The 20369-nt window shown below is 70.9% G+C and carries 18 protein-coding genes and 1 tRNA gene; 10 read left to right on the top strand and 9 right to left on the bottom strand.

The features are described 5' to 3' along the window. Nucleotides 1-3: 3 nt before the first annotated feature. Nucleotides 4-1686: a thiamine pyrophosphate-binding protein gene (locus ACIRPU_RS31110; RefSeq protein ID WP_403873075.1), complete on the bottom strand. Its 1683-nt coding sequence runs from the start codon at nucleotides 1684-1686 to the stop codon at nucleotides 4-6. A gap of 196 nt (nucleotides 1687-1882) precedes the next feature. Between ACIRPU_RS31110 and sucC the strand changes: the two genes are divergently transcribed. The 10 genes from sucC (at nucleotide 1883) to ACIRPU_RS31060 (ending at nucleotide 11818) form a co-directional block, all read left to right on the top strand. Then, nucleotides 1883-3013, top strand: a complete 1131-nt coding sequence (gene sucC / locus ACIRPU_RS31105) for an ADP-forming succinate--CoA ligase subunit beta (RefSeq protein WP_403873072.1) — start codon at nucleotides 1883-1885, stop codon at nucleotides 3011-3013. Nucleotides 3014-3025: 12 nt separating this feature from the next. Continuing rightward, nucleotides 3026-3910, top strand: coding sequence for a succinate--CoA ligase subunit alpha (gene sucD / locus ACIRPU_RS31100; protein WP_403873069.1), 885 nt, complete (start codon nucleotides 3026-3028; stop codon nucleotides 3908-3910). Nucleotides 3911-4022: 112 nt separating this feature from the next. After that, nucleotides 4023-5564, top strand: a complete 1542-nt coding sequence (locus ACIRPU_RS31095) for an aldehyde dehydrogenase family protein (protein WP_403873066.1) — start codon at nucleotides 4023-4025, stop codon at nucleotides 5562-5564. Nucleotides 5565-5998: 434 nt separating this feature from the next. Next, nucleotides 5999-6083 (top strand) — tRNA-Leu (locus ACIRPU_RS31090). A gap of 432 nt (nucleotides 6084-6515) precedes the next feature. After that, the gene (locus ACIRPU_RS31085; protein ID WP_355707310.1) at nucleotides 6516-7685 is read left to right on the top strand and encodes an ATP-binding protein; all 1170 of its coding nucleotides are present in this window, start codon (nucleotides 6516-6518) and stop codon (nucleotides 7683-7685) included. Continuing rightward, nucleotides 7682-8083: a roadblock/LC7 domain-containing protein gene (locus ACIRPU_RS31080; RefSeq protein ID WP_020125671.1), complete on the top strand. Its 402-nt coding sequence runs from the start codon at nucleotides 7682-7684 to the stop codon at nucleotides 8081-8083. The genes ACIRPU_RS31085 and ACIRPU_RS31080 overlap by 4 nt, the downstream gene beginning before the upstream one ends. Further along, nucleotides 8080-8457, top strand: a complete 378-nt coding sequence (locus ACIRPU_RS31075; RefSeq protein ID WP_355707309.1) for a DUF742 domain-containing protein — start codon at nucleotides 8080-8082, stop codon at nucleotides 8455-8457. Before ACIRPU_RS31080 ends, ACIRPU_RS31075 begins: the two co-directional genes overlap by 4 nt. After that, nucleotides 8432-9025 (top strand): ATP/GTP-binding protein, encoded by a 594-nt coding sequence (locus ACIRPU_RS31070; RefSeq protein WP_355707308.1) that lies wholly within the window; start codon nucleotides 8432-8434, stop codon nucleotides 9023-9025. Before ACIRPU_RS31075 ends, ACIRPU_RS31070 begins: the two co-directional genes overlap by 26 nt. A gap of 9 nt (nucleotides 9026-9034) precedes the next feature. Beyond that, nucleotides 9035-10378, top strand: a complete 1344-nt coding sequence (locus ACIRPU_RS31065) for a cytochrome P450 (protein WP_403873060.1) — start codon at nucleotides 9035-9037, stop codon at nucleotides 10376-10378. A gap of 222 nt (nucleotides 10379-10600) precedes the next feature. Beyond that, complete coding sequence (locus tag ACIRPU_RS31060) at nucleotides 10601-11818, top strand: tryptophan dimethylallyltransferase family protein (RefSeq protein ID WP_403873057.1); 1218 nt, start codon at nucleotides 10601-10603, stop codon at nucleotides 11816-11818. A 183-nt stretch (nucleotides 11819-12001) separates the two neighbouring features. Here ACIRPU_RS31060 and ACIRPU_RS31055 read toward each other — a convergent pair whose 3' ends face one another. The 8 genes from ACIRPU_RS31055 to ACIRPU_RS31020 form a co-directional block, all read right to left on the bottom strand. Further along, nucleotides 12002-13288 carry a flavin-containing monooxygenase gene (locus ACIRPU_RS31055; protein ID WP_403873054.1) on the bottom strand — a complete coding sequence of 429 codons (1287 nt, stop codon included), beginning with the start codon at nucleotides 13286-13288 and terminating at the stop codon, nucleotides 12002-12004. 246 nt (nucleotides 13289-13534) lie between these two features. After that, nucleotides 13535-14317 carry a GntR family transcriptional regulator gene (locus tag ACIRPU_RS31050; protein WP_403873051.1) on the bottom strand — a complete coding sequence of 261 codons (783 nt, stop codon included), beginning with the start codon at nucleotides 14315-14317 and terminating at the stop codon, nucleotides 13535-13537. 99 nt (nucleotides 14318-14416) lie between these two features. Then, a complete protein-coding gene (locus ACIRPU_RS31045; RefSeq protein WP_403873049.1) occupies nucleotides 14417-15418 on the bottom strand; it encodes a proline racemase family protein in 1002 nt (333 codons plus the stop codon). Nucleotides 15419-15458: 40 nt separating this feature from the next. Continuing rightward, nucleotides 15459-16391, bottom strand: coding sequence for a dihydrodipicolinate synthase family protein (locus tag ACIRPU_RS31040; RefSeq protein WP_403873047.1), 933 nt, complete (start codon nucleotides 16389-16391; stop codon nucleotides 15459-15461). 34 nt (nucleotides 16392-16425) lie between these two features. Then, complete coding sequence (locus tag ACIRPU_RS31035; protein WP_403873045.1) at nucleotides 16426-17832, bottom strand: FAD-dependent oxidoreductase; 1407 nt, start codon at nucleotides 17830-17832, stop codon at nucleotides 16426-16428. After that, on the bottom strand, nucleotides 17825-18139 hold the full coding sequence (locus tag ACIRPU_RS31030) for a (2Fe-2S)-binding protein (protein ID WP_355707300.1): 315 nt from the start codon (nucleotides 18137-18139) through the stop codon (nucleotides 17825-17827). The genes ACIRPU_RS31035 and ACIRPU_RS31030 overlap by 8 nt, the downstream gene beginning before the upstream one ends. Beyond that, complete coding sequence (locus ACIRPU_RS31025; RefSeq protein ID WP_403873042.1) at nucleotides 18136-19317, bottom strand: NAD(P)/FAD-dependent oxidoreductase; 1182 nt, start codon at nucleotides 19315-19317, stop codon at nucleotides 18136-18138. The genes ACIRPU_RS31030 and ACIRPU_RS31025 overlap by 4 nt, the downstream gene beginning before the upstream one ends. A gap of 77 nt (nucleotides 19318-19394) precedes the next feature. Then, entirely contained in the window at nucleotides 19395-20189 is a 795-nt protein-coding gene (locus tag ACIRPU_RS31020) for a hypothetical protein (protein ID WP_403873112.1), read from the bottom strand. Between the last annotated feature and the right edge of the window lie 180 nt (nucleotides 20190-20369).

Genomic DNA, 20369 nt, shown 5'->3' with positions numbered 1-20369 from the left:
ACCTCACTTGTACATCGTCTGGTTCATCGTTCCGGGGGCGTAGGCGTCGGGGTCGACCCAGACGTTGATCAGCGAGGGCTTCCCGGACTCGCGGGCGCGCCGCAGCGCGGGGCCGATGTCGGCGGGGTCGCGCACCTCCTCGCCGTGACCGCCCAGCATCTGCGCGAACTTGTCGTAGTGGACGTCGCCGAGGGTGTTGCCGACCCGTTCGCGCTCGACGCCGTACTTGGCGGCCTGGCCGTAACGGATCTGGTTCATGGAGGAGTTGTTGCCGACGATGCCGACGAAGGGGAGGTCGTAGCGCACGAGGGTCTCGAAGTCCCAGCCGGTGAGCGAGAACGCGCCGTCGCCGAAGAGGGCGACGACCTCCTTGTCGGGCCGGGCCTGCTTGGCCGCCAGCACGAAGGGAACGCCGACGCCGAGGGTGCCCAGCGGACCCGGGTCCATCCAGTGACCCGGCGACTTGGGCTGCACGACCTGACCGGAGAAGGTGACGATGTCGCCGCCGTCGCCGATGTAGATCGAGTCCTCGGTGAGGAAGTCGTTGATCTCGCTGACCAGGCGGTAGGGATGGATGGGGGAGGCGTCCGACCGCAGGTGCGGCAGCCGCTTGTCGAGGGCGCTCTGCTCGGCCGCGCGCAGCTCGTCGAGCCACTCCTTGCGCCGGGACGCACCGCCGTTGACGCGCCCGGAGGCGGCTTCGGCCACCGACCTCAGCACCAGTCCGGCGTCGCCGACGATCCCGAGGTCGATGTCGCGGTTCTTGCCGACGGTGCGGTAGTCGAGGTCGATCTGGACGACCTTCGCGTCCGGCGACAGCCGCTTGCCGTACCCCATGCGGAAGTCGAAGGGCGTGCCGACGATCACGATGACGTCGGCGTTCGAGAAGGCGTATCGGCGGGACAGCTGGAAGTGGTGCGGGTCGCCCGGAGGCAGGGTGCCGCGGGCGGCGCCGTTCATGTAGGCCGGGATGTTCAGGGTGCGCACCAGCTCGATGGCGGACGTGGTGCCCCGGGTCGTCCACACCTGGCCGCCCAGCAGGATCGCGGGCTTCTCGGCGTGCACGAGCAGGTCGGCGAGGTTCTCGATCGCCTCGGGGTCGCCGGCCGAGCGGGTCGAGGCGCGATAGGCGCCGGGCCGCGGCACCCGGGCCTTCGCGGCCGGCACCTTGGCGTCGAGGACGTCGCGCGGGATCTCCAGGAAGGCGGGGCCGGGCGCGCCGTGGTAGCACTCGCGGAACGCCATGGACACCATGTCCGCCGCGCGCGCCGTGTCCGGCACGGCCGCGGCGAACTTGGTGATCGGCGTCATCATGTCGACGTGCGGCAGGTCCTGGAGGGAGCCCATCTTGTGCTGGGTGAGCGCCCCCTGGCCGCCGATCAGCAGCATCGGGGACTCCGCGCGGAAGGCGTTGGCGACACCGGTGACGGCGTCGGTGGTTCCGGGTCCCGCCGTGACGACGGCGCAGCCGGGCTTGCCGGTGATGCGCGCGTAGCCGTCGGCGGCGTGGGCGGCCACCTGTTCGTGGCGTACGTCGACGACTTCTATGCCCTCGTCGACGCAGCCGTCGTAGATGTCGATGATGTGGCCGCCGCACAGGGTGTAGATGCGGTCGACCCCCTCTGCCTTGAGTGCCTTGGCAACGAGATGACCACCGGAAATCAGGTCCTGGGTGTCGTCGGGCATGGCGAAGTCCCGTCCCTTCGTAGGGGGTGGAAGGCTCTCGCGGTACATTGCATACAGTCGACGAATACTGTATGAAGCTTGTTATCCCGCATCCGATGGGTGGTGTCCAGGGGGCGGGCGGCACTTTCGGTCATCGGAGTTCGGCCTCGCGACGGCTCGGCGGACTTCGGCTGCGACGTCACGGACAGGAGCCGAGATGGACCTGTACGAACACCAGGCAAGGGAACTCTTCGCGGAGCACGGCATCCTGGTCCCCAGGGCCGAGGTGACCGACTCGCCCAAGGAAGCGCGCGAGATCGCTCGTCGGCTCGGTGGGCGAGTGGTGGTGAAGGCCCAGGTCAAGACGGGTGGCCGAGGCAAGGCGGGCGGCGTCGGGCTCGCCGCCGATCCGGCCGCGGCAGAACTGACGGCACGCCAGATCCTCGGCATGGACATCAAAGGGCACACGGTCGGCACGGTGATGCTCGCCCAACCCGTGGACATCGAGACGGAGTTCTACGTCTCCTACGTGCTGGACCGCGCGGCCGGCCGCTTCCTCGCGATCGCCTCCGCAGAGGGGGGCATGGAGATCGAGGAGGTCGCCGCCACCCGGCCCACGGCGGTCGCCCGGATCCCCGTCGACCCGGCGGAGGGCGTCACCTCGGCGAAGGCCGGGGAGATCGCCGCGGCGGCCGGACTGCCCGCGCGGACCGCGGACGTGCTCGTCCGGCTGTGGCAGGTGCTGATCCGGGAGGACGCCCTCCTGGTGGAGGTCAACCCGCTCGTCCGCACCCGGCAGGGCCAGATCCTCGCCCTCGACGGCAAGGTCACCCTCGACGACAACGCGTCCTTCCGGCGCTCACGTCGGGGTGTGGAGGCCGCGGAGCGGGGCGATCCGCTGGAGGCGGCGGCCGCGGCCAAGGGCCTCAACTACGTGAAACTCAAAGGCGAGGTCGGCGTCATCGGCAACGGCGCCGGACTCGTCATGTCGACCCTCGACGTCGTCGCGGGCTGCGGCGCCCGCCCCGCCGACTTTCTCGACATCGGCGGGGGCGCGTCCGCCGAGATCATGGCCGACGGACTGTCGGTCATCCTCTCCGACCCCGCCGTGAAGTCGGTCTTCGTCAACGTCTTCGGCGGCATCACCGCGTGCGACGCGGTCGCCGAGGGCATCGTGCGCGCGCTGGACACCGTACGGCTGACCAAGCCGCTCGTCGTCCGGCTCGACGGTAACAACGCGGCCCGGGGGCGGGCGATCCTCGACGCCCACCGGCACCCACTGCTCCAGCAGGCCGCCACCATGGACGGCGCCGCCCGCCGTGCCGCCGAACTCGCCACCGCGGTCTGAGGAGACGACGCCATGGCCATTTACCTCACCAAGGAGAGCAGGGTCCTCGTCCAGGGCATGACCGGCGCCGAGGGCATGAAGCACACCCGGCGCATGCTCGCGGCCGGCACGAACATCGTCGGCGGCGTCAATCCGCGCAAGGCGGGCCGGGCCGTCGACTTCGACGACCGTGCGGTGCCGGTCTTCGGGTCGGTGGTCGACGGTATGCAGTCGACCGGCGCCGACGTCACCGTCGTCTTCGTACCGCCCGCCTTCACCGAGGCCGCCGTCATCGAGGCCGTCGACGCCGGGATCGGTCTCGCCGTCGTCATCACCGAGGGCGTCCCGGTCCACGACTCCGTCGCCTTCACCGCCCACGCCGCGGCACGCGGGACGCGCGTCATCGGCCCCAACTGCCCCGGCCTGATCACCCCCGGCCAGTCCAACGCGGGCATCATCCCGGCCGACATCACCAAACCGGGCCGCATCGGACTCGTCTCCAAGTCCGGCACGCTCACCTACCAACTCATGTACGAGCTACGTGACATCGGCTTCTCGACCTGCGTCGGCATCGGCGGCGACCCGGTCGTCGGCACCAGCCACGTCGACTGCCTGGCCGCCTTCGAGGAGGACCCCGACACCGACCTCGTGGTCCTCATCGGCGAGATCGGCGGCGACGCGGAGGAGCGGGCAGCCGCCTACATCCGCGAGCACGTCACCAAACCCGTCGTCGGCTACATCGCCGGGTTCACCGCGCCCGAGGGCAGGACCATGGGACACGCGGGCGCGATCGTCTCCGGTTCCTCGGGGACCGCGCAGGCGAAGAAGGCGGCGCTGGAAGCGGCGGGGGTCCGGGTGGGCGCCACGCCGACCGAGACCGCGCGCCTCGCACTCGCCGTACTGGACGAAAAGGCTTGACCCCACTGAGAGGTGACGTTCCGTCACCCGACGGAGCCGCCGCACCTCGCGGCGTCCTCCGTGGCCATGCACCACCCCGCCCCCGACTGTGCACCGAGAGCGGAGCAGCCCGATGGCAACCACCCTCACCCTCAAATCCGGCACGTCCTGGCCCGGCACCTGGCGACGGTGCCTCGCCGTCGCCCCCGAGGCCTTCCGCGACGACCGCGTCCTGAACCTCTGGAACGCCTCCTGGCAGGCCGACGGCCGGACGCTGCCGGCCACCAGCCCGGTCGACGGGAGCCCGATCGCCGGCCCGCCCCGACTGGACGGGGTCACTGCCCACCAGGCCGTCCGCGCCGGTCTGGACCAGCACCGCGCCTGGCGGCACGTCCCGCTCGAGGAGCGACGTGCCCGCATCGCGGCCACCCTCGACGCCCTCGCCGAACACCGCGAACTCCTCGCCCTCCTCCTCGTCTGGGAGATCGGCAAGCCCTGGCGGCTCGCGCGGGCCGAAGTCGACCGGGCCGTCGACGGCGTGCGCTGGTACGTCGACGGCATCGAACCCATGCTGGCCGGGCGGGCGCCGCTGGAGGGCCCGGTATCCAACATCGCGAGCTGGAACTACCCGATGAGCGTGCTCGTTCACGCATTGCTGGTACAGGCACTGGCAGGCAACGCGGTCATCGCCAAGACCCCGACCGACGGCGGTGTCGCCTGTCTGACGCTGGCCTGTGCGCTCGCCGCACGCGAGGGCGTCCCCCTCACCCTCGTCAGCGGCAGTGGGGGCGAGCTGTCCCAGGCGCTGGTCCGGGCGCCCGAGATCGGCTGCGTCTCCTTCGTCGGCGGCCGCGACACCGGCGCCGCGGTGGCCACGGCCGTCGCCGACCTCGGCAAGCGACACGTACTCGAACAGGAAGGTCTCAACGCCTGGGGCATCTGGAACTACTCGGACTGGGACGCCCTCGCCGCGGTCGTGCCCAAGCTCTTCGACTACGGCAAGCAACGGTGCACGGCGTACCCGCGATTCGTCGTCCAGCGCACCCTGTTCGACGAATTCCTGGCGGCGTACCTCCCGGCGGTGCGCACGCTGACCCTCGGGCACCCGCTGGCCGTGGAGAAGCATGAGGATCCGTATCCGCGGCTGGACTTCGGACCGGTGATCAACGCGGCCAAGGCCAAGGAACTGCACGACCAGGTCGCCGAGGCCATCGACCGGGGCGCGGTCCCGCTGCACCGCGGCAGGCCGGCCGACGCCCGCTTCCTGCCCGGCCAGGACACCTCGGCGTACGTGCAGCCCGTCACGCTCCTCGGACCGCCGCCGTCCTCTCCGTTGCACCACGCGGAACCGTTCGGCCCGGTCGACACCATCGTCCTGGTCGACACCGAGGCGGAGCTGCTGGCGGCCATGAACGCGTCCAACGGCGCACTCGTCGCCACGCTGTCCACGGACGACCGGAGTACCTACGACCGGCTGGCCCCCCAGCTCCGCGCGTTCAAGGTGGGCCATGGCACAGCCCGCTCCCGCGGCGACCGCGACGAGCTCTTCGGCGGTTTCGGCGCGTCCTGGCGGGGTGCCTTCGTCGGCGGTGAGCTGCTGGTGCGCGCGGTGACCCAGGGGCCTACGGGGGAGAGGCTGCCCGGGAACTTCCCGGACTACCGGCTGATGCCCTGACCGGATGCCGGACGGCTGAGGCCGAAGCCGAGGCTGTGAGGGTGGCGTGCCAGGTCCTGCCAGGGGTCGTCCCCCCTCTGATCGATCACCGGTGAAGCAACGATCAGCGGTTGGTACGGACCGATACTCTCGGGGCATGGAGAGTGATCGAGGAGAGCGGTCCGGACCTCTGGAGTACCGGCTCGGCCACCTCCTCCAGCACGCACAGGCCAAACTGGCGAGGACGTCCGCGGAGGCGCTCGTCCGGTGCGGGGTGGACGGTCGCGAACTGGCGGTCCTGAAGCGAAGTGATCGACCCGTCACCCCGTGTGAGGTGCTCGCGTGGCGGCCCCGGCACCCTCGCGGCCAGCGGATATGGGGGTGAAACGCACTCCGAAAGCTTGGTATTGTTGTGCCTGTCGCCGCGGGGAGATCTCGTGCAGCGGCAACACCTGGTCCGGGTGGCGGAATGGCAGACGCGCTAGCTTGAGGTGCTAGTGCCCTTTATCGGGCGTGGGGGTTCAAGTCCCCCCTCGGACACTCTCACTCTCCGTATCGAGCGGCTTCCGTTCGGTGAACAGTCAATTACCCGCATTCGGCGTTCCGCCGGGTGCGGGTTTTGTTGTTTCCGTATCCATTGCCTCCGGAATGTCGCGGAAGCCCGTTTATCGGTTGTCCTGCCGGGTCGTGTGCCATCCCGCTTGCGGGGTCGCTTCCCGGTCACTCCACGGTTGCCCGGCTGCACCGCTGACGATCCGTCAATGTTCACCTCAGTACGCATATTGACGGTCTGTGTCTCCATCCTGTGGTGATACGATCACGCTCGCTTGTAGAGCGGGCGGATGGGTGCAAGACGACATCTCCGACTACGGGGACAGTCCGGGCGGTCACCCGTCAATGCGGGCGGTCCGCCGGTCCACCCGCGTTGACGGGAATTCAGCAACTGGCCGTCAGTCGCCTGAAGAGAGTCATATGACGCATTACATAGGGAACCCGGTACTCTGGGCTCTCCTCGTGGCCGTACTCGTCGCAGTCGCCCTCATCGTTCGCCAGCGCAGGGCGGCGCGTGTCTTGAGGCAGGAGATCGCGGGACTCAGGTCTCACTACTCCGCGTTGGAAAACGAGTACGCGCAATCCGTCGAGGCAGCTCAGGAACGAGCCGAAGAGGCTACGAAAACGGTCCTCAAGTCCGCGATGCGGACCCTTCAGGGCCTTGCCGCGGAACAGCAGTTGATTGTCTCCCGGCTGCAGAACAAATATGGCGAGTCGGCCATCCTCCAGGACCTCCTGGAGATCGACCACACGAACTCGCAATTCGGTCGACGGGCCCAGTCCATCGCCGTTCTCTGCGACGGCTGGCTGGGACGCGCGCGTGATGTCGCGTCCGTGTACGACGTGGTACGCAGCGCGCAGGGCAGGGTCCGCCATTACCGGCGGGTGGAAATTCTCTCGCAGGTCGACTTCGGCATCACGAGCCGTGCGGTCGAACCGGTCGCACTCGCCCTCGCCGAACTGCTCGACAACGCGACGAGCTATTCCAGCCCGGACACCGTCGTCGAAATCAACATTCGTACCGTGCCCAAGGGCATTTGCATCGTCGTCGACGACGCCGGTGTCGGTATGAACGACGAAGAGCGGGCCCGTGCCGACAAACTCCTGTCGAGCCAGCGGGTCTCGGGTGTTTCCGCACTCGGCAACCCGCCGCAGTTCGGCTTCGCGGTGATCGGTGTGCTCAGCGAGCGCTTCGGCTTCGAGGTGTCGGTGGACTCCACCTCCCCCTACGGAGGCGTCCGGGCGGTCCTCCTCCTGCCGCACGACCTGCTCACCAACGCGCCCGAGCAGAGGGAGCCGGCTCCGGTCGTTCCCGCCGCCGCCACCACCGCGGCCCGCAGCGGCCCCGAAGGCGGGCTTTCCACCAGTACCACCGCCGACGGCCTGCCGAAGCGGCGTCGCAAGCGGCCCATGGCCATCGTGCCCGGCAGTGCGTCCGCGTCCACTCCCGCCCGCTCGGGCGCCGAGACGGCGGCGATCATGGGCGCCTTCCAGCGAGGCACCCAGTCGGGCCGGGCCACGCCTGCGAGTCCCGCGGAAAAGTCGAGCAGCACCCGTGGTGCTGGCAGCGAAGGGCATGAGGTCTCGTGAACGACGATCTGTCATGGATGCTTGACAGCGCCTTGGAGATACCCGGGGCCCTGCACGCAGTCCTGATCTCCGCCGACGGCCTGCTGATGGCACGGACGCAGGACTTCGACAAGGACGACGCGGACCGGGTGGCCGCCGCGATGAGCGGTGTGCAGTCACTCAGTCGTTCGCTCGCGTTCTTCTGCGAGGACCCGCAGATGGGGTGGCGGCAGACGCTGGTCGAGTTCGACGGGGGATGGGTCTTCCTGATCTCCGCCGGCGAGGGCGCCTACCTCGGCGTCTCCGCCTCGCCGGACGTCGACATGGCGGACATCACCTTCCGCATGCAGCAGCTCGTCGGCCAGCTCGGCAAGGCGCTGACGACTCCGCCGCGCGAGAACCTTGGCGCGCGGTCATGAACGGGTTCGACGAACTGGAGCCGCAGACGCCGGAGTTAGTGCGTCCGTACGTCATCACCAAGGGACGCGGGCTGCCCGACGAAGGACAGCTGTCCCTCATCACCCTGGTCACGGCGGCCGCCGATCACGAGCAGCGGCCGACCCGCCTGTCCCCCGAGGAACAGAACCTGTTGGACCTGTGCTCGGCCGGCTACCTGTCGGTCGCCGAGATCGCCGGGCACACCCAACTGCCCCTGGGAGTGGTGAAGATCCTCCTCGCCGCCCTCACCGAAGGCGGCTACCTCGTCACCCGTCCGCCGGTGCAGCGGGCCCCGCTCGCCGACCGGGACATCCTGGAGGAGGTGCTGAATGGTCTCAGGGCCAAGTTTGGATGAGCAGGCCTACGTCCGCGACGGGGCCACGCAGACGGCGGTGAAGATCCTCGTCGTGGGTCACTTCGCGGTCGGCAAGACCACGTTCATCGGAGCGATCTCCGAGATCGAGCCGCTGACCACCGAAGAGACGATGACGCGGGCAGCCGAGTCGGTCGACGACCTCAAGGGGGTCCAGGGCAAGACCACCACCACGGTCGCCATGGACTTCGGCCGTCTGACCATCAGCGAGCGTGTCGTGCTCTACCTGTTCGGAACGCCGGGTCAGCAGCGTTTCGTTCAGATGTGGGAGGACATGGCGCGCGGCGCGCTCGGCGCGCTGGTGCTCGTGGACCCCGAGCGGCTCGCGGACTCCTTCGCCGTGATCGACCTGATCGAGCAGTACGGACTCGACTACGCCATCGCCGTCAACCACTTCGACGGCACCCCCCTGCGGGACGAGATGGCTCTGCGCGACGCACTGGACCTGCTCGACGACACCCCCGTCGTCACCTGTGACGCGCGAGACGAGCGGTCGTCGGCCGACGCGCTGATCACCCTCGTCCGCCACCTCCAGGACCGTGCACACTAGGAGCAGAACATGGACCAACCCACCGCACCCGTGCCCCCGCCCGGGTGCCCGGCGCATCAGGCCGGCGGCAGAGTGCCCTTGCACGGCATGGAGTTCGCCGCCGACCCGCAGGCCTACTACACCTACCTGCGCCACTTCGGGCCGACCGCACCGGTCGAACTGGCTCCGGGAGTCGAGGCGACCCTCATCACGGACTACGCCTTCGCACTCCAACTGCTCCAGGACTCCGGCGCGTTCCGCAAGGACGCACGCCGCTGGCGTGACCTCAACGAAGGACGGGTCTCTCCGGACAGTCCGGTCGTGCCCCTGCTGTCGTACCGGCCCAACGCCATGTTCAGCGACGGCGCGGAGCACCTGAGGCTCCGGCAGGCGATCACGGACAGCATGGCGCGCGTCGACACGAACAAGTTGAGCCGCACCACCGAGCAGGTCTCCGACTACCTGCTCTCGCAGTTCGGTTCGCGCGGTTCGGCGGACCTGCTCGGCGACTACGCCAAGCAGCTGCCGCTCTTCGTGTTCAACGAACTCTTCGGCTGCACCGCCGACATCGGTGACCGCGTCGTGTTCGGCATCACCGGCATGTTCGACGGCGTGAACGCCGAGCAGGCGGTCGGGGTCATGTTCGGGGCCATCGGCGAACTGGTGGCCCTCAAGCGGGCCAAGCCGGGCGACGACGTCCCCTCCTGGCTGATGGAGCACGAGGCCAGGCTGACCGACGAGGAGCTGGTCCACCAGATCGCGCTGCTGCTGGTGGCCGGCAACGAGCCGCTGCGCAACCTGATAGGCAACACGCTGCACCGGCTGCTCACCCACGACGCGTACGCCCACCAGGGCGGTCTGATCGACGAGGCGATCGACGACACGCTGTGGGAGAACCCGCCGATGCAGAACCTCGCGCCGCACTACCCGGCGGCCGACATGGAGTTCGCCGGTCAGAAGCTGCACGCCGGTGACCTGCTCCTGGTCAGCTTCGGCGCGGCCAACACCGGCCCGGCACTGACGGCGGCACGCAAGGCGGGCAGCAACCGCGCCCACCTGGCGTGGAGCGCGGGCCCGCACGCCTGCCCGTCCAAGGAGCCGGCCCGGCAGATCACCGTGACAGCCATCGAGAACCTGCTCAACAAGCTTCCGGACGTCGAACTCGCCGTACCGTCGGAGAGCCTGACCTGGCGGCCGGGTCCCTTCAACCGGGGCCTCACCGTGCTGCCCGCCAAGTTCACCCCGGTGCAGATCGTGCCCAGGGTCGCTCCTGCCCGCAAGGAAGCCCCCGTCCGTCAGGAGCCGATCGCGACGGGTGGCAGGGGTGAACGCGGGGGTGTGTGGAGCCAGTTCCTCAACTGGCTGACGAGGTGATTCACACAACACCCGTCAACTCTGCACCACTGCATGACGATTCAACCTCGGGGGTAGTGAGGAACGCGGTATTCCGTGTTGCTCACACACCAGAGGAGGTGTCGTGGACCACATATCCACCGACGCCGTTTTCATACAACATCCGACCCTCGTGCACTCCCTGATACCCGCCTCACCAGGCGGGTATCTTCTTGCCCGCCTCTTGCTCCGGGGAGAGGCCCGATGACCGCCGTGGTTCCCGACGCTCCGGGCACTCCCGATGCTCCAGGAGCTTCCGGCGCGCCCGGCCCGGAGACGCTCGGCGGTCATGCGGCACGTCAGCTGCTGAGACTGGGCGAGATCGCGGGGCTGTCCGGAGCCGACGGCGAGGTCTACGCGCGCACACTCCTCGAAGCGTTGGCGCCCGTCGCACAACGGCCCCTCGCTCTGCCGCCGCCCAGTCGCAGTTTCCTCTCCGACGACCACACCCCGGTGGAGTTCTCCCTCTCCTGCGAACCCGGCGCGGCACCGACCCTGCGGGTACTGCTGGAGCCGGGAGCCGGTGCCGACAGCCGGGCCGAGGACGGCCGCACCGGCCTGCGGGTGCTGCGCGAGATGGGGCGCCGCTGGGGCTTCGCCACCGACCGGTTAGACGAGCTGGCGGACCTGTTCTTCCCGTCCTCGCCCGAAGGGCCCCTGGCGCTGTGGTGCGCGCTGGAGCTGCGTCCCGGTGGCGTCCCCAAGGTCAAGGCCTATCTGAACCCCGCGGCATCCGGGGAGAGACGGGCCGCCAAAACGGTACGCAAGGCGTTGAAGCGACTCGGGTACCGGGAGGCGTTCGACGCGCTGCCCGAAGGCGACCGTCACCTGTTCTTCGCCCTGGACCTGGGCGACTGGGCGGAGCCGCGGGTCAAGGTCTACCTCGCGCATCACGACGTGTCGGCCGCTCAGGCGTTCACCCTGTCCCGAATGGACGGCGGACCCGGCCGTGCGGAGATCGAGGAGTTCTTCCGCATCGTGGCCGGCCCCGACGCCGACGCGGGGGGAGGAGGCGAGCCGCGGCTCGTGCGCCGGCCCGTCCAGACCTGCCATTCCTTCACCGACACCGGAACCGGTCGGCCCAGCGGATTCACCCTCTACATCCCGGTGCGGGACTACGCCCGGCACGACGGCGAGGCCCTGGGCCGAGCGACGGCACTGCTCGGCCACTACGGCATCGACCCGGCACCGGTGCTGCGCGCCTCGGCCGCCGTCACCTCGCGGCGGCCGGAGGACGGTGTGGGTCTGGTCGCCTACCTGGGCCTGGCCCATCAGCAGGGGCGTCCGCCCCGGGTCATGACCTACCTCTCCTCGGAGGCCTACGAGGTCCGACCGCCGACGGCAGCGCTCCCTGCCGTTCCCCTCTCCACCGCCGCCCTGTCCGCCGTCGCTCTCCCCGCCGCGGCCGTGACCGGAAGCTAGCCCGCAGGACCTGCGGTACCACAGCACCCGCGGTACAGAACCTTGGGGGGAGTCGTACGCCGACGTCGTCGAACTGCTCCCCTCGTCCTACGAGAAGTGCGCACGTGAGCCGCCCAGACCGCCCGGGCGGCTTCTCGGCGTACGGCGCCGGATCCGGTGCCCGCGCGTCGTCCATTCCGGACGTCACTCGTTGCGCAGCTCCTCCAGGTAAGGCGCCACATCGACTTGGATCGACGCGCCCTGCGTCTGGCCGTACTGGCCGGCGATGCCCCCCAGATACGCGCCGATCTCCTTGCGCATGACGTCCGGCTCCGGCAGGGCCGCCTTGCCGGCGACGACCCGGGCGATCCAGCGTGCCTGCGCCTCTACGAGCCGGGTGACGGAGCCGTGCGGGCGGACCAGGCCGATGAAGTACAGGCCGGGATGATCGGGCGCGACGACCCGTTTGTACAGCTCGACCGAGCCCTGCGGACCGATCGGGCAGCCCGGGGGCAGGAAGGGATGGGCCATCCGGTATCCGGTGCAGTAGACGATCGCGTCGGCGGGCTGTGAGGTGCCGTCGGTGAAGACGACCCGGCTGCCGTCGACGAAGTCGATCGCGGGCTTGGGGACGACCCCGCCGTGACGTATGCGGGTGAGGATCTCGTCGGAGATGGTCACGGCCGAGGCGAAGATCGGGTGGTCCGGCTCGGGCAGGCCGTAGTCCGAGAGCTTTCCGCGGGCGACGAGCAGGGCCTGCTCGATGAACCGGCGCTGCTCCGCCAGGGACATGGCCGTCCACCAGGGGGCCTCGGCGACGTCGTCCAGGGGCATGCCGAAGAGCTGCTTGGGCAGGATGTGCAGGCCTCGGCGCACGGAGAGCACGGTCTGCGCGGCGTACCGGGAGAGGTCGGCGGCGATGTCCACCGCCGAGGCGCCGAGTCCCACCACGACGACGCGCTGTCCCGTGTAATCGCTTCCGTCGCGGTAGTCCAGTGCGTGGAGAATCGTTCCCTTGAAGGTCTCGGAACCCGTCGGGGGAGCGGGCAGGACCGGTTCGGTGTTGTGTCCCGAGGCGACGATGACCTGAGTGAAGTCCCGTGTGGTGCGCGCGCCGTGGGCGTCCAGGCTGACGACCGTCCAGGAACCGTCGGCCGCCCGGCGTACCGACTCGACGGTCGTCTCCAACTCGATGTGGTCCAGCAGGCCGGCCCACTCGGCGAAGGAGCGCAGGTAATCGGCGAGGTGACTGTGCCGGGGGTAGACGGGATATCCGGCCGGCATCGGATGGTCGGCGTAACCGGTGAGCTGCTTGTTGGTGTTGAGGTGGAGCGACAGATAGCCCGGACCGCGCTCGCCGGCCCCCGGCTGCCGCCAGAGCCCGCCCACGTCGGGAGCCTTCTCGAGGCAGACGAAGTCGAGCCCCTCGGACTTCAGGGCGTGTGCTGTGGCCAGCCCGGACAGACCCGCACCGATCAGGCACAGACTCACGCGTTCCCCCACAGAATCGACACCGTCTTTTCGCGCACGGCCAGTTGAATGCCCGTACGACACTCTCTCCACGCGCCGCACACCAGCGACAAGGATCACAGGCGGGCTCCCCGGGCCGAGGTGGCGGGAGGGAACGGGACGGGTAGAGGGGACTTCGTGGGGCGGAGTCGTCCACTGCGGGGCGAGCCGCGCAATCCGGGGCGAGCGCCGTACTCGGGGGCGAGCGGCGTGCTCGGGGGCGAGTCGCTACTCGCGAGCGGAGGCCCACAGCCCGCGTACATGCCCCAGATGTCGTGTCATGACCGCGCGCACGGCCTGCTCGTCGCGGGTCAGCAGGGCGTCCAGCAGCTCCAGGTGTTCCTCGGCGGAGGCCAGCAGACGGCCCGAGGCGGAGAGCGCGGTCAGGCCGTACAGGCGTGCCCGGCCGCGTAGTTCGCGGACGACCTCGACGAGATGGGCGTTTCCGGCCAGGGCGAGCAGGCCCAGGTGGAACCGGGTGTCGGCCTCGACGTAGGCGATGAGGTCGCCCGCCACCGCCGCCGTGACGATCTCCCGGGCGGCCGGCCGCAGCGCCTCGAGGGACACCGGGTCGGCGGTCGTCGCCAGCGCCACCACCGTGGGGATCTCGATGAGCGCGCGGACGTGGGTGTACTCGTCCAACTGCAGGTCGGAGACCTCGGTGACCCGGAACCCCTTGTTCGGGACGGCGTCGACCAGGCCCTCCTTCGCCAGGTCGAGCATCGCCTCGCGCACGGGTGTCGCCGAGACGCCGAAGCGGGCGGCCAGGCCCGGCGCCGAGTACACCTCGCCGGGCAGCAGTTCACCCGCGATCAGCGCGGCCCGCAGCGCATCGGCGACCCGCTCGCGGTAACTGCTCCGCCGACCGCCGAGCACGGGAAGGGCGGGTGCCGTTGCCGGGGTTGACGCGGGTGCCGCCGCCTGTGTGGCGGGTGCGCCGGATGTGACGGGAGCGGCGGATGCGGTGGGTGCGGCTGGTGTCTGGCTGCTGGTGCGCCGGGCGGCGGCCATGGTGGGTCTCCTCGGTGCGGACTGTGCCATGTCACTTTGAACCAGTGCACTGTGCCATGTCACGTCTCACTCCCGCCTGCGACCTCGGCAGTGGTGGCGTCAGAGGACGAACCCCTCCGGGAACGGGTCCGTCGGGTCCAGCAGGTACTGGGCCGTCCCCGTGATCCAGGCACGGCCGGTGAAACTGGGCAGTACCGCCGGGCGGCCGGCGACTTCCGTGGTGCCGAGGAGCCGGCCCGTGAAGCGGGTGCCGATGAAGGACTCGTTGACGAACTCGGTGTGCAACGGCAGTTGGCCCCGGGCGTGCAGTTGCGCCATGCGGGCGCTGGTCCCCGTACCGCAGGGCGAGCGGTCGAACCAGCCGGGATGGATGGCCATCGCGTGCCGGGAACGACGGGCGGTGGCGTCGGGCGCGTACAGGTGGACGTGGTGACAGCCACGGATGGAAGGATCTTCGGGGTGTACCGGCTCCTGCTCGGAGTTGATCACCTCCATGAGTGACAGGCCGGCGCGCAGGATGTCGTCCTTGCGTGCGCGGTCGAAGGGCAGCCCGAACTCCTCCAGCGGCAGGATCGCGTAGAAGTTGCCGCCGTACGCCAGGTCGTAGGTCACCGTACGGCCGTCGGGCAGCGTCGCCGTGCGATCCAGCGCGACCGCGAAGGAGGGAACGTTGCGCAGGGTCACGGACGTGGCCGCGCCGTCCTCGACCGCCACCTCGGCGACGACCGGCCCGGCCGGGGTGTCCAGACGGATGGTCGTGACCGGTTCGACGACCTCGACCATGCCCGTCTCGACGAGCACCGTCGCCACCCCGATCGTGCCGTGCCCGCACATCGGCAGATATCCCGAGACCTCGATGTAGACGACGCCCCAGTCGCAGTCCGGCCGCGTGGGCGGCTGGAGGATCGCACCGCTCATGGCGGAGTGGCCCCGCGGCTCGTTCATCAGCAACTGCCTGATCTCGTCGCGGTGTTCACGGAGATGGAGCCGCCGCTCGTTCATCGTCGCGCCGGGGACGGTGCCGACCCCACCGGTGATCACGCGGGTGGGCATGCCTTCGGTGTGCGAGTCGACGGCGTGCAGGACGAGCTTGCTGCGCACGAAGTCCCCTACTCTCTCTCGAAGTCGAGCGGTTCGGCCGCTACGCCAGACCGGCGGCGACGGCCTTCTCGGTGGCGGCGCGGACGGTCGCCTCGTGGTCCGGCGGCAGCGGGACCCGTGGTGGGCGGCAGCCACCGCCGTGGCGCCCCACGAGGTCCATCGAGAGTTTGATCGCCTGGACGAACTCCACCCGCGAGTCCCAGCGCAGCAGCGGATGAAGCTGACGGTAGAGGGGGAGCGCGGTGGCGAGGTCACCGGCGACGGCCGCCCGGAACAACTCCACCGAGGACCGCGGAAGCGCGTTGGGGTATCCGGCCACCCAGCCCTTGGCGCCCGCCACGGCCAGTTCCAGCAGCACATCGTCGGCGCCGATCAACAGGTCGAGATCCGGCGCGAGTTCGGCGATCCGGTAGGCGCGGCGGACGTCCCCCGAGAACTCCTTGACGCCTTGGACGTGACCCTCGCCGTGCAGCCGGGCCAGCAGTTCGGGAACGAGGTCGACCTTGGTGTCGATCGGGTTGTTGTACGCCACGACCGGCAGGCCCGCCCGGGCGACCTCCGCGTAGTGGGCCACGACGGCACGCTCGTCCGCGCGGTAGGCGTTGGGCGGGAGCAGCATCACCGCCGCGCAGCCCGCCTCCGCCGCCTGCTCGGTCCAACGGCGGGCCTCCGCCGAGCCGTACGCGGCGACGCCGGGCATCACCCGATCCCCGCCGATCGCGGCCACCGCGGTCTCCACCACCGCGGCGCGTTCCTCGGGCGTGAGCACCTGGTACTCGCCCAGGGAGCCGTTGGGGACGACGCCGTCACAGCCGTTCGCCACCAGCCAGGCGCAGTGCTCGGCGTACCGGTCGTAGTCGACGGAGAGGTCGTCGTGGAACGGGAGCGCGGTGGCGACGAGGACGCCGTGCCAGGGGCGGTGTCGGGAGCCGAGGGGAGCAGGGGGAGAAGCGGGGTCGGTGGAGGCGGCCATACGGCGAGTCCTTTCTCTTGCGGTATGTGACATATCACTGTTCGCTCGTGGGATGGGCCGGTGCGGCCAGCACGCCCAGGGGCACGGGGCGGGCCAGCAGCCGGCGTGCCGGAGTGGGGGCGCAGCCCGCGACGCCGGCCACTCCGGGCTCGCACACGCGGCCCTGGCACCAGCCCATGCCGGCCCGGGTCAGCAGTTTCACGGTGCGCAGGTCGCCCGCGCCGAGCGTGCCGACGGCCTCGCGGACGGCGCCGGCGGTGACCTCCTCGCAGCGGCACACGACCGTCTCGTCGGTGACCTGCTCGGTCCACCGCGCGGGCCGGGCGGCATACGCGGCGTCCAGTGCCGCGAAGAACGACCGCAGCCGGGTGCGGGTTCGCGCGGCCGGAGCCCACTCCCGCGGGTCGGGGACCGTGCCCGTCAGCCGTGCAGCCGCCGACCGTCCGGCGATGTGCCCCTCGGCGAGCGACAGCGTCGAGCCGCCGATCCCCGTGGTCTCGCCGGCGGCCCAGACGCCGGGGACGTCGGTGCGCTGTTCGTCGTCGACGCACACGCTCGGCCCGTCGAGACTGCAGCCGAGCCCCTCCGCGAGGTCGGTGTGCGGCAGCAGGCCGTGGCCGACGGCGAGGGTGTCGCAGTCGATACGTCGTCGCGTGCCGGGCAACGGTCGGCCTTCGGCGTCCAGCGCGGCGACGGTCACGGCTTCCAGCCGCTCGGTACCGTGCGCCTCCGTCACGACGTGACGAGTCATCATGGGGACGCGGTGACGCAGGAGTCGGGCCGCGTACCCGGCTCCCTCGGCGAGCTTCGCGGGGGCGGCGGCCCAGGTCCGCGCGCGACGTACGAAATCCCCTGGACCGGCCGACTCCACCAGGGCGACGACCCGGGCGCCCGCGGCCGCGAGGCCGGTGGCGACGGGGAGCAGCAGAGAGCCCGTGCCGGCCACGACCGCCGTACGGCCGGGCAGGACGAGCCCGCCCTTCAGCAGTGCCTGGGCGCCGCCCGCGGTGACCACGCCGGGCAGTGTCCAGCCGGGGAACGGCAGGACCTTCTCGTAGCCGCCGGTCGCCAGCAACACGCCGTCGGCGCGGACCGTGCCGGACTCCTCCTGCTCCGGACCGATCAGCGCGTGCACGGAGAACCCGTCCGACTCCCCTTCCACACACCACACATGACGATCCTTCAGATGCGTGACGCGGTCGGCGGCGAGATGGGTGTCGATCCCGGCGCGCAGTCGCTCCCAGGTACGCCACTGGTGATGGAGCGCCTGCGGACGCCGGGCGCCGAGTCCTTGTGCGGGCTGCCGGTAGAACTGCCCGCCCGCCTCGGCGGCGGAGTCGATCAGGACCACGCGCACACCACGGGCGGCGGCCGCCAGAGCGGCGGCGAGGCCCGCCGGGCCGGCGCCGATCACCGCGAGTACCGGGCGGTGCTCAGTCATCGTGACCCGCCCCCTCATGGCCCGTCCCCACCTGTGTGCGGACGTCCGCGCCGGGCACGGCCGCCACCAGACAGGCCCGTTGGCCGGGGCGGCCGTCGACGGTCACCAGACAGTCGAAGCACACGCCGATCCCGCAGAAGACCCCGCGCGCCCGCCCCTCGCCCCGCGTGGTGCGCCACGCCGTGACGCCGGACGCCCACAGTGCGGCGGCGATCGTCTGCCCGGGCAACGCCTCGATCTCCCGGCCGTCGAAGGTGACGGTGAACGGGGCGCCGGGGCGGGCCCGCGCCAGCTTCAGGGGGTTCACGGCGCGGCCTCCTCGGCGAAGCGGGCAAGGTGGTCGGGGCCGTCGAAGCGGTCGGGACGGAACGGCGTCAGATCCAGCTCCGGGCGCCGGCCGGTCAGCGTCTGCGCGATCAGGCGACCGGTGCCGGTCGCGAGCCCGATGCCCGCGCCCTCGTGCCCGCAGGCGTGGAACAGCCCGCGCACCCGTGGATCGGGGCCGACGGCGGGCAGATGGTCGGGCAGGTAGGGGCGGAAGCCGAGGTAGGCGCGCATCGCCCGTACGTGTTCCAGGAACGGGAACAGGCGCGTCGCGCCCGCCGCCAGGGCGCGTACGACCGGGAGGGAGAAGGAACGGTCGAAGCCGACCCGTTCACGGCTCGCGCCGATCAGCACGGGCCCGGCGGCGGTCCCCTCGACGACCGGTGAGGTCTGCAGGGCGGCCGAGTCGCTCGCCACGTCGGCCACATAGTCGGCGGCGTACACCTTGTGCCGCACCCGGCGCGGCAGCGGCTCGGTGACCAGGACGAAGCCGCGCCGGGGGAGGACGGGCAGCCGGACCCCCGCCAGCGCGGCGACCTCGGCCCCCCAGGTCCCGGCCGCGTTCACCACGGCCGGCGCCAGGAGGTCGCCCCGGTCGGTGCGTACGCCCCGCACGGCCCCGGCGGTGTCGTGCAGTACCCCCGTCACCGTGCAACCGGTCTCCAGACGCGCGCCCGAGGCCCGTACGAGGTGGGCCGCGGCCAGGGTGGGCATCACCTGGGCGTCCTGCGGGTACAGCACGCCGCCCGCCAGTCCGTGCGCCAAGTGCGGCTCCATTTCGTGGAGTTGATCCGCCGCCACGGGGACCGTCAGCACCCCGGCCGCGCGCTGTCCGTCCGCCAGGTCCGTCAGGGCGGTGAGCGATTCGGGCGTGGCGGCGACGACGAGACCGCCCTTGGGCTCGTACTCGACGGCCGCGCCCAGCTCCTGGGCCAACTCGTCCCACAATCGAGCGGAAAGCAGCGCCAGTTGGAGCTCGGGTCCGGGCTCCTTGTCGGACACGAGGAGATTGCCCTCGCCCGCGCCGGTCGTGCCGCCGGCCACCGGGCCCCGGTCGACCAGGATCACGTCCAGTCCGGCTCGGGTCGCGTACAGCGCGCAGGCGGCGCCCACCATGCCGGCGCCGACGACCACGACGTCACCGCTCGGTCGCTTGGTCACGACAGTAATATGTCACATTGCGCTGAGGGGAGGAAGAAGGCCGAAGCGACGGGGCGCTCCCGCCGAACCGGGCGCGCTCAGTCGAACTCGCTGGGCTCCGGCGCCGGCGTACGGCCTTCCCGTACGTCCTTGAGTCGCGTGGTGCCGTGGCTGACCGCGGCCTCGGTGCTGTCGTGGTCCGCCCCGTCGGTACCGCCGTTGGTGACCGTGATCGCGTCGTCCCCGACCCGTACGACGGCGACGTCCAGAGTGAGGGTGACCGGGGTGCCGCCGGAGGGGCCCGCCACCGTCACGGTGAGGCCCTGCCGGGTGTCGCCCGCCTTGGGCAGGGAGGCCTCGACGACCTGCACGGTGCGTGTGGAGCCGTCGGAGGCGACCGCGTTGAACTGGTCGCACGCGGTCGGCAGCGACTTCAGCCAGTCGAACGACTGGTCAAGACTCGCCGACTGGTAGGCGGCGACCTGGTAGAGCAGCCGGGAGTCGCCCTGGGTGAAGCCGGTGAGCGCCGACGGGCCGGGCGGGGCCCCCAGCAGGTCTTCGTCGTAGAGCCCGTCGAGCAGACGCTGGCAGTCCGCCGCCTGCGTCTTGCCGGTGAGGAACTGGGCGGCGTCGACCGTGCCGATGAGCAGCCGGTTCCGCCAGCTGGCCGCGGTCTTCACCTGCGTCCAGCCGTCCTCGAGGTCTCCCGCGGTGATCAGCGCCGTCTGCGCGCCGGCCGAGGTGAGCGGCGTGAGGGTGGGGGACGGGGTGGCGGTCCGCTTGCCGGTGGACGAGGTCGCGGTGCTTGCGTCGGTCGACGCGCTGTCGTCCCCGTCGTCGGAGCAGGCCGCCGTGGCGAGCAGCGTGCCGACGGCCAGGGCGACGGCCAGCACACGGGTCGGACGGCCGGGACGCGTCGGGCCCGCCGGACCGGGCGGCCCGGCGGGGCGGGGCGGGGTGGACGGGCGGGACGACAGGCGAGGGCTGGTCACGAATACCTCCTGAGGACGGTTCGGGGACGGGGCGGGGCGGGGCCGGTCCCCGCGTGGGCGCGCCCCGGGCGGTTTCCCGAG

Source organism: Streptomyces sp. NPDC102259 (assembly GCF_044766465.1).
Lineage (GTDB): Bacteria > Actinomycetota > Actinomycetes > Streptomycetales > Streptomycetaceae > Streptomyces.
This window is presented reverse-complemented; position numbering and strand designations above follow the sequence as displayed.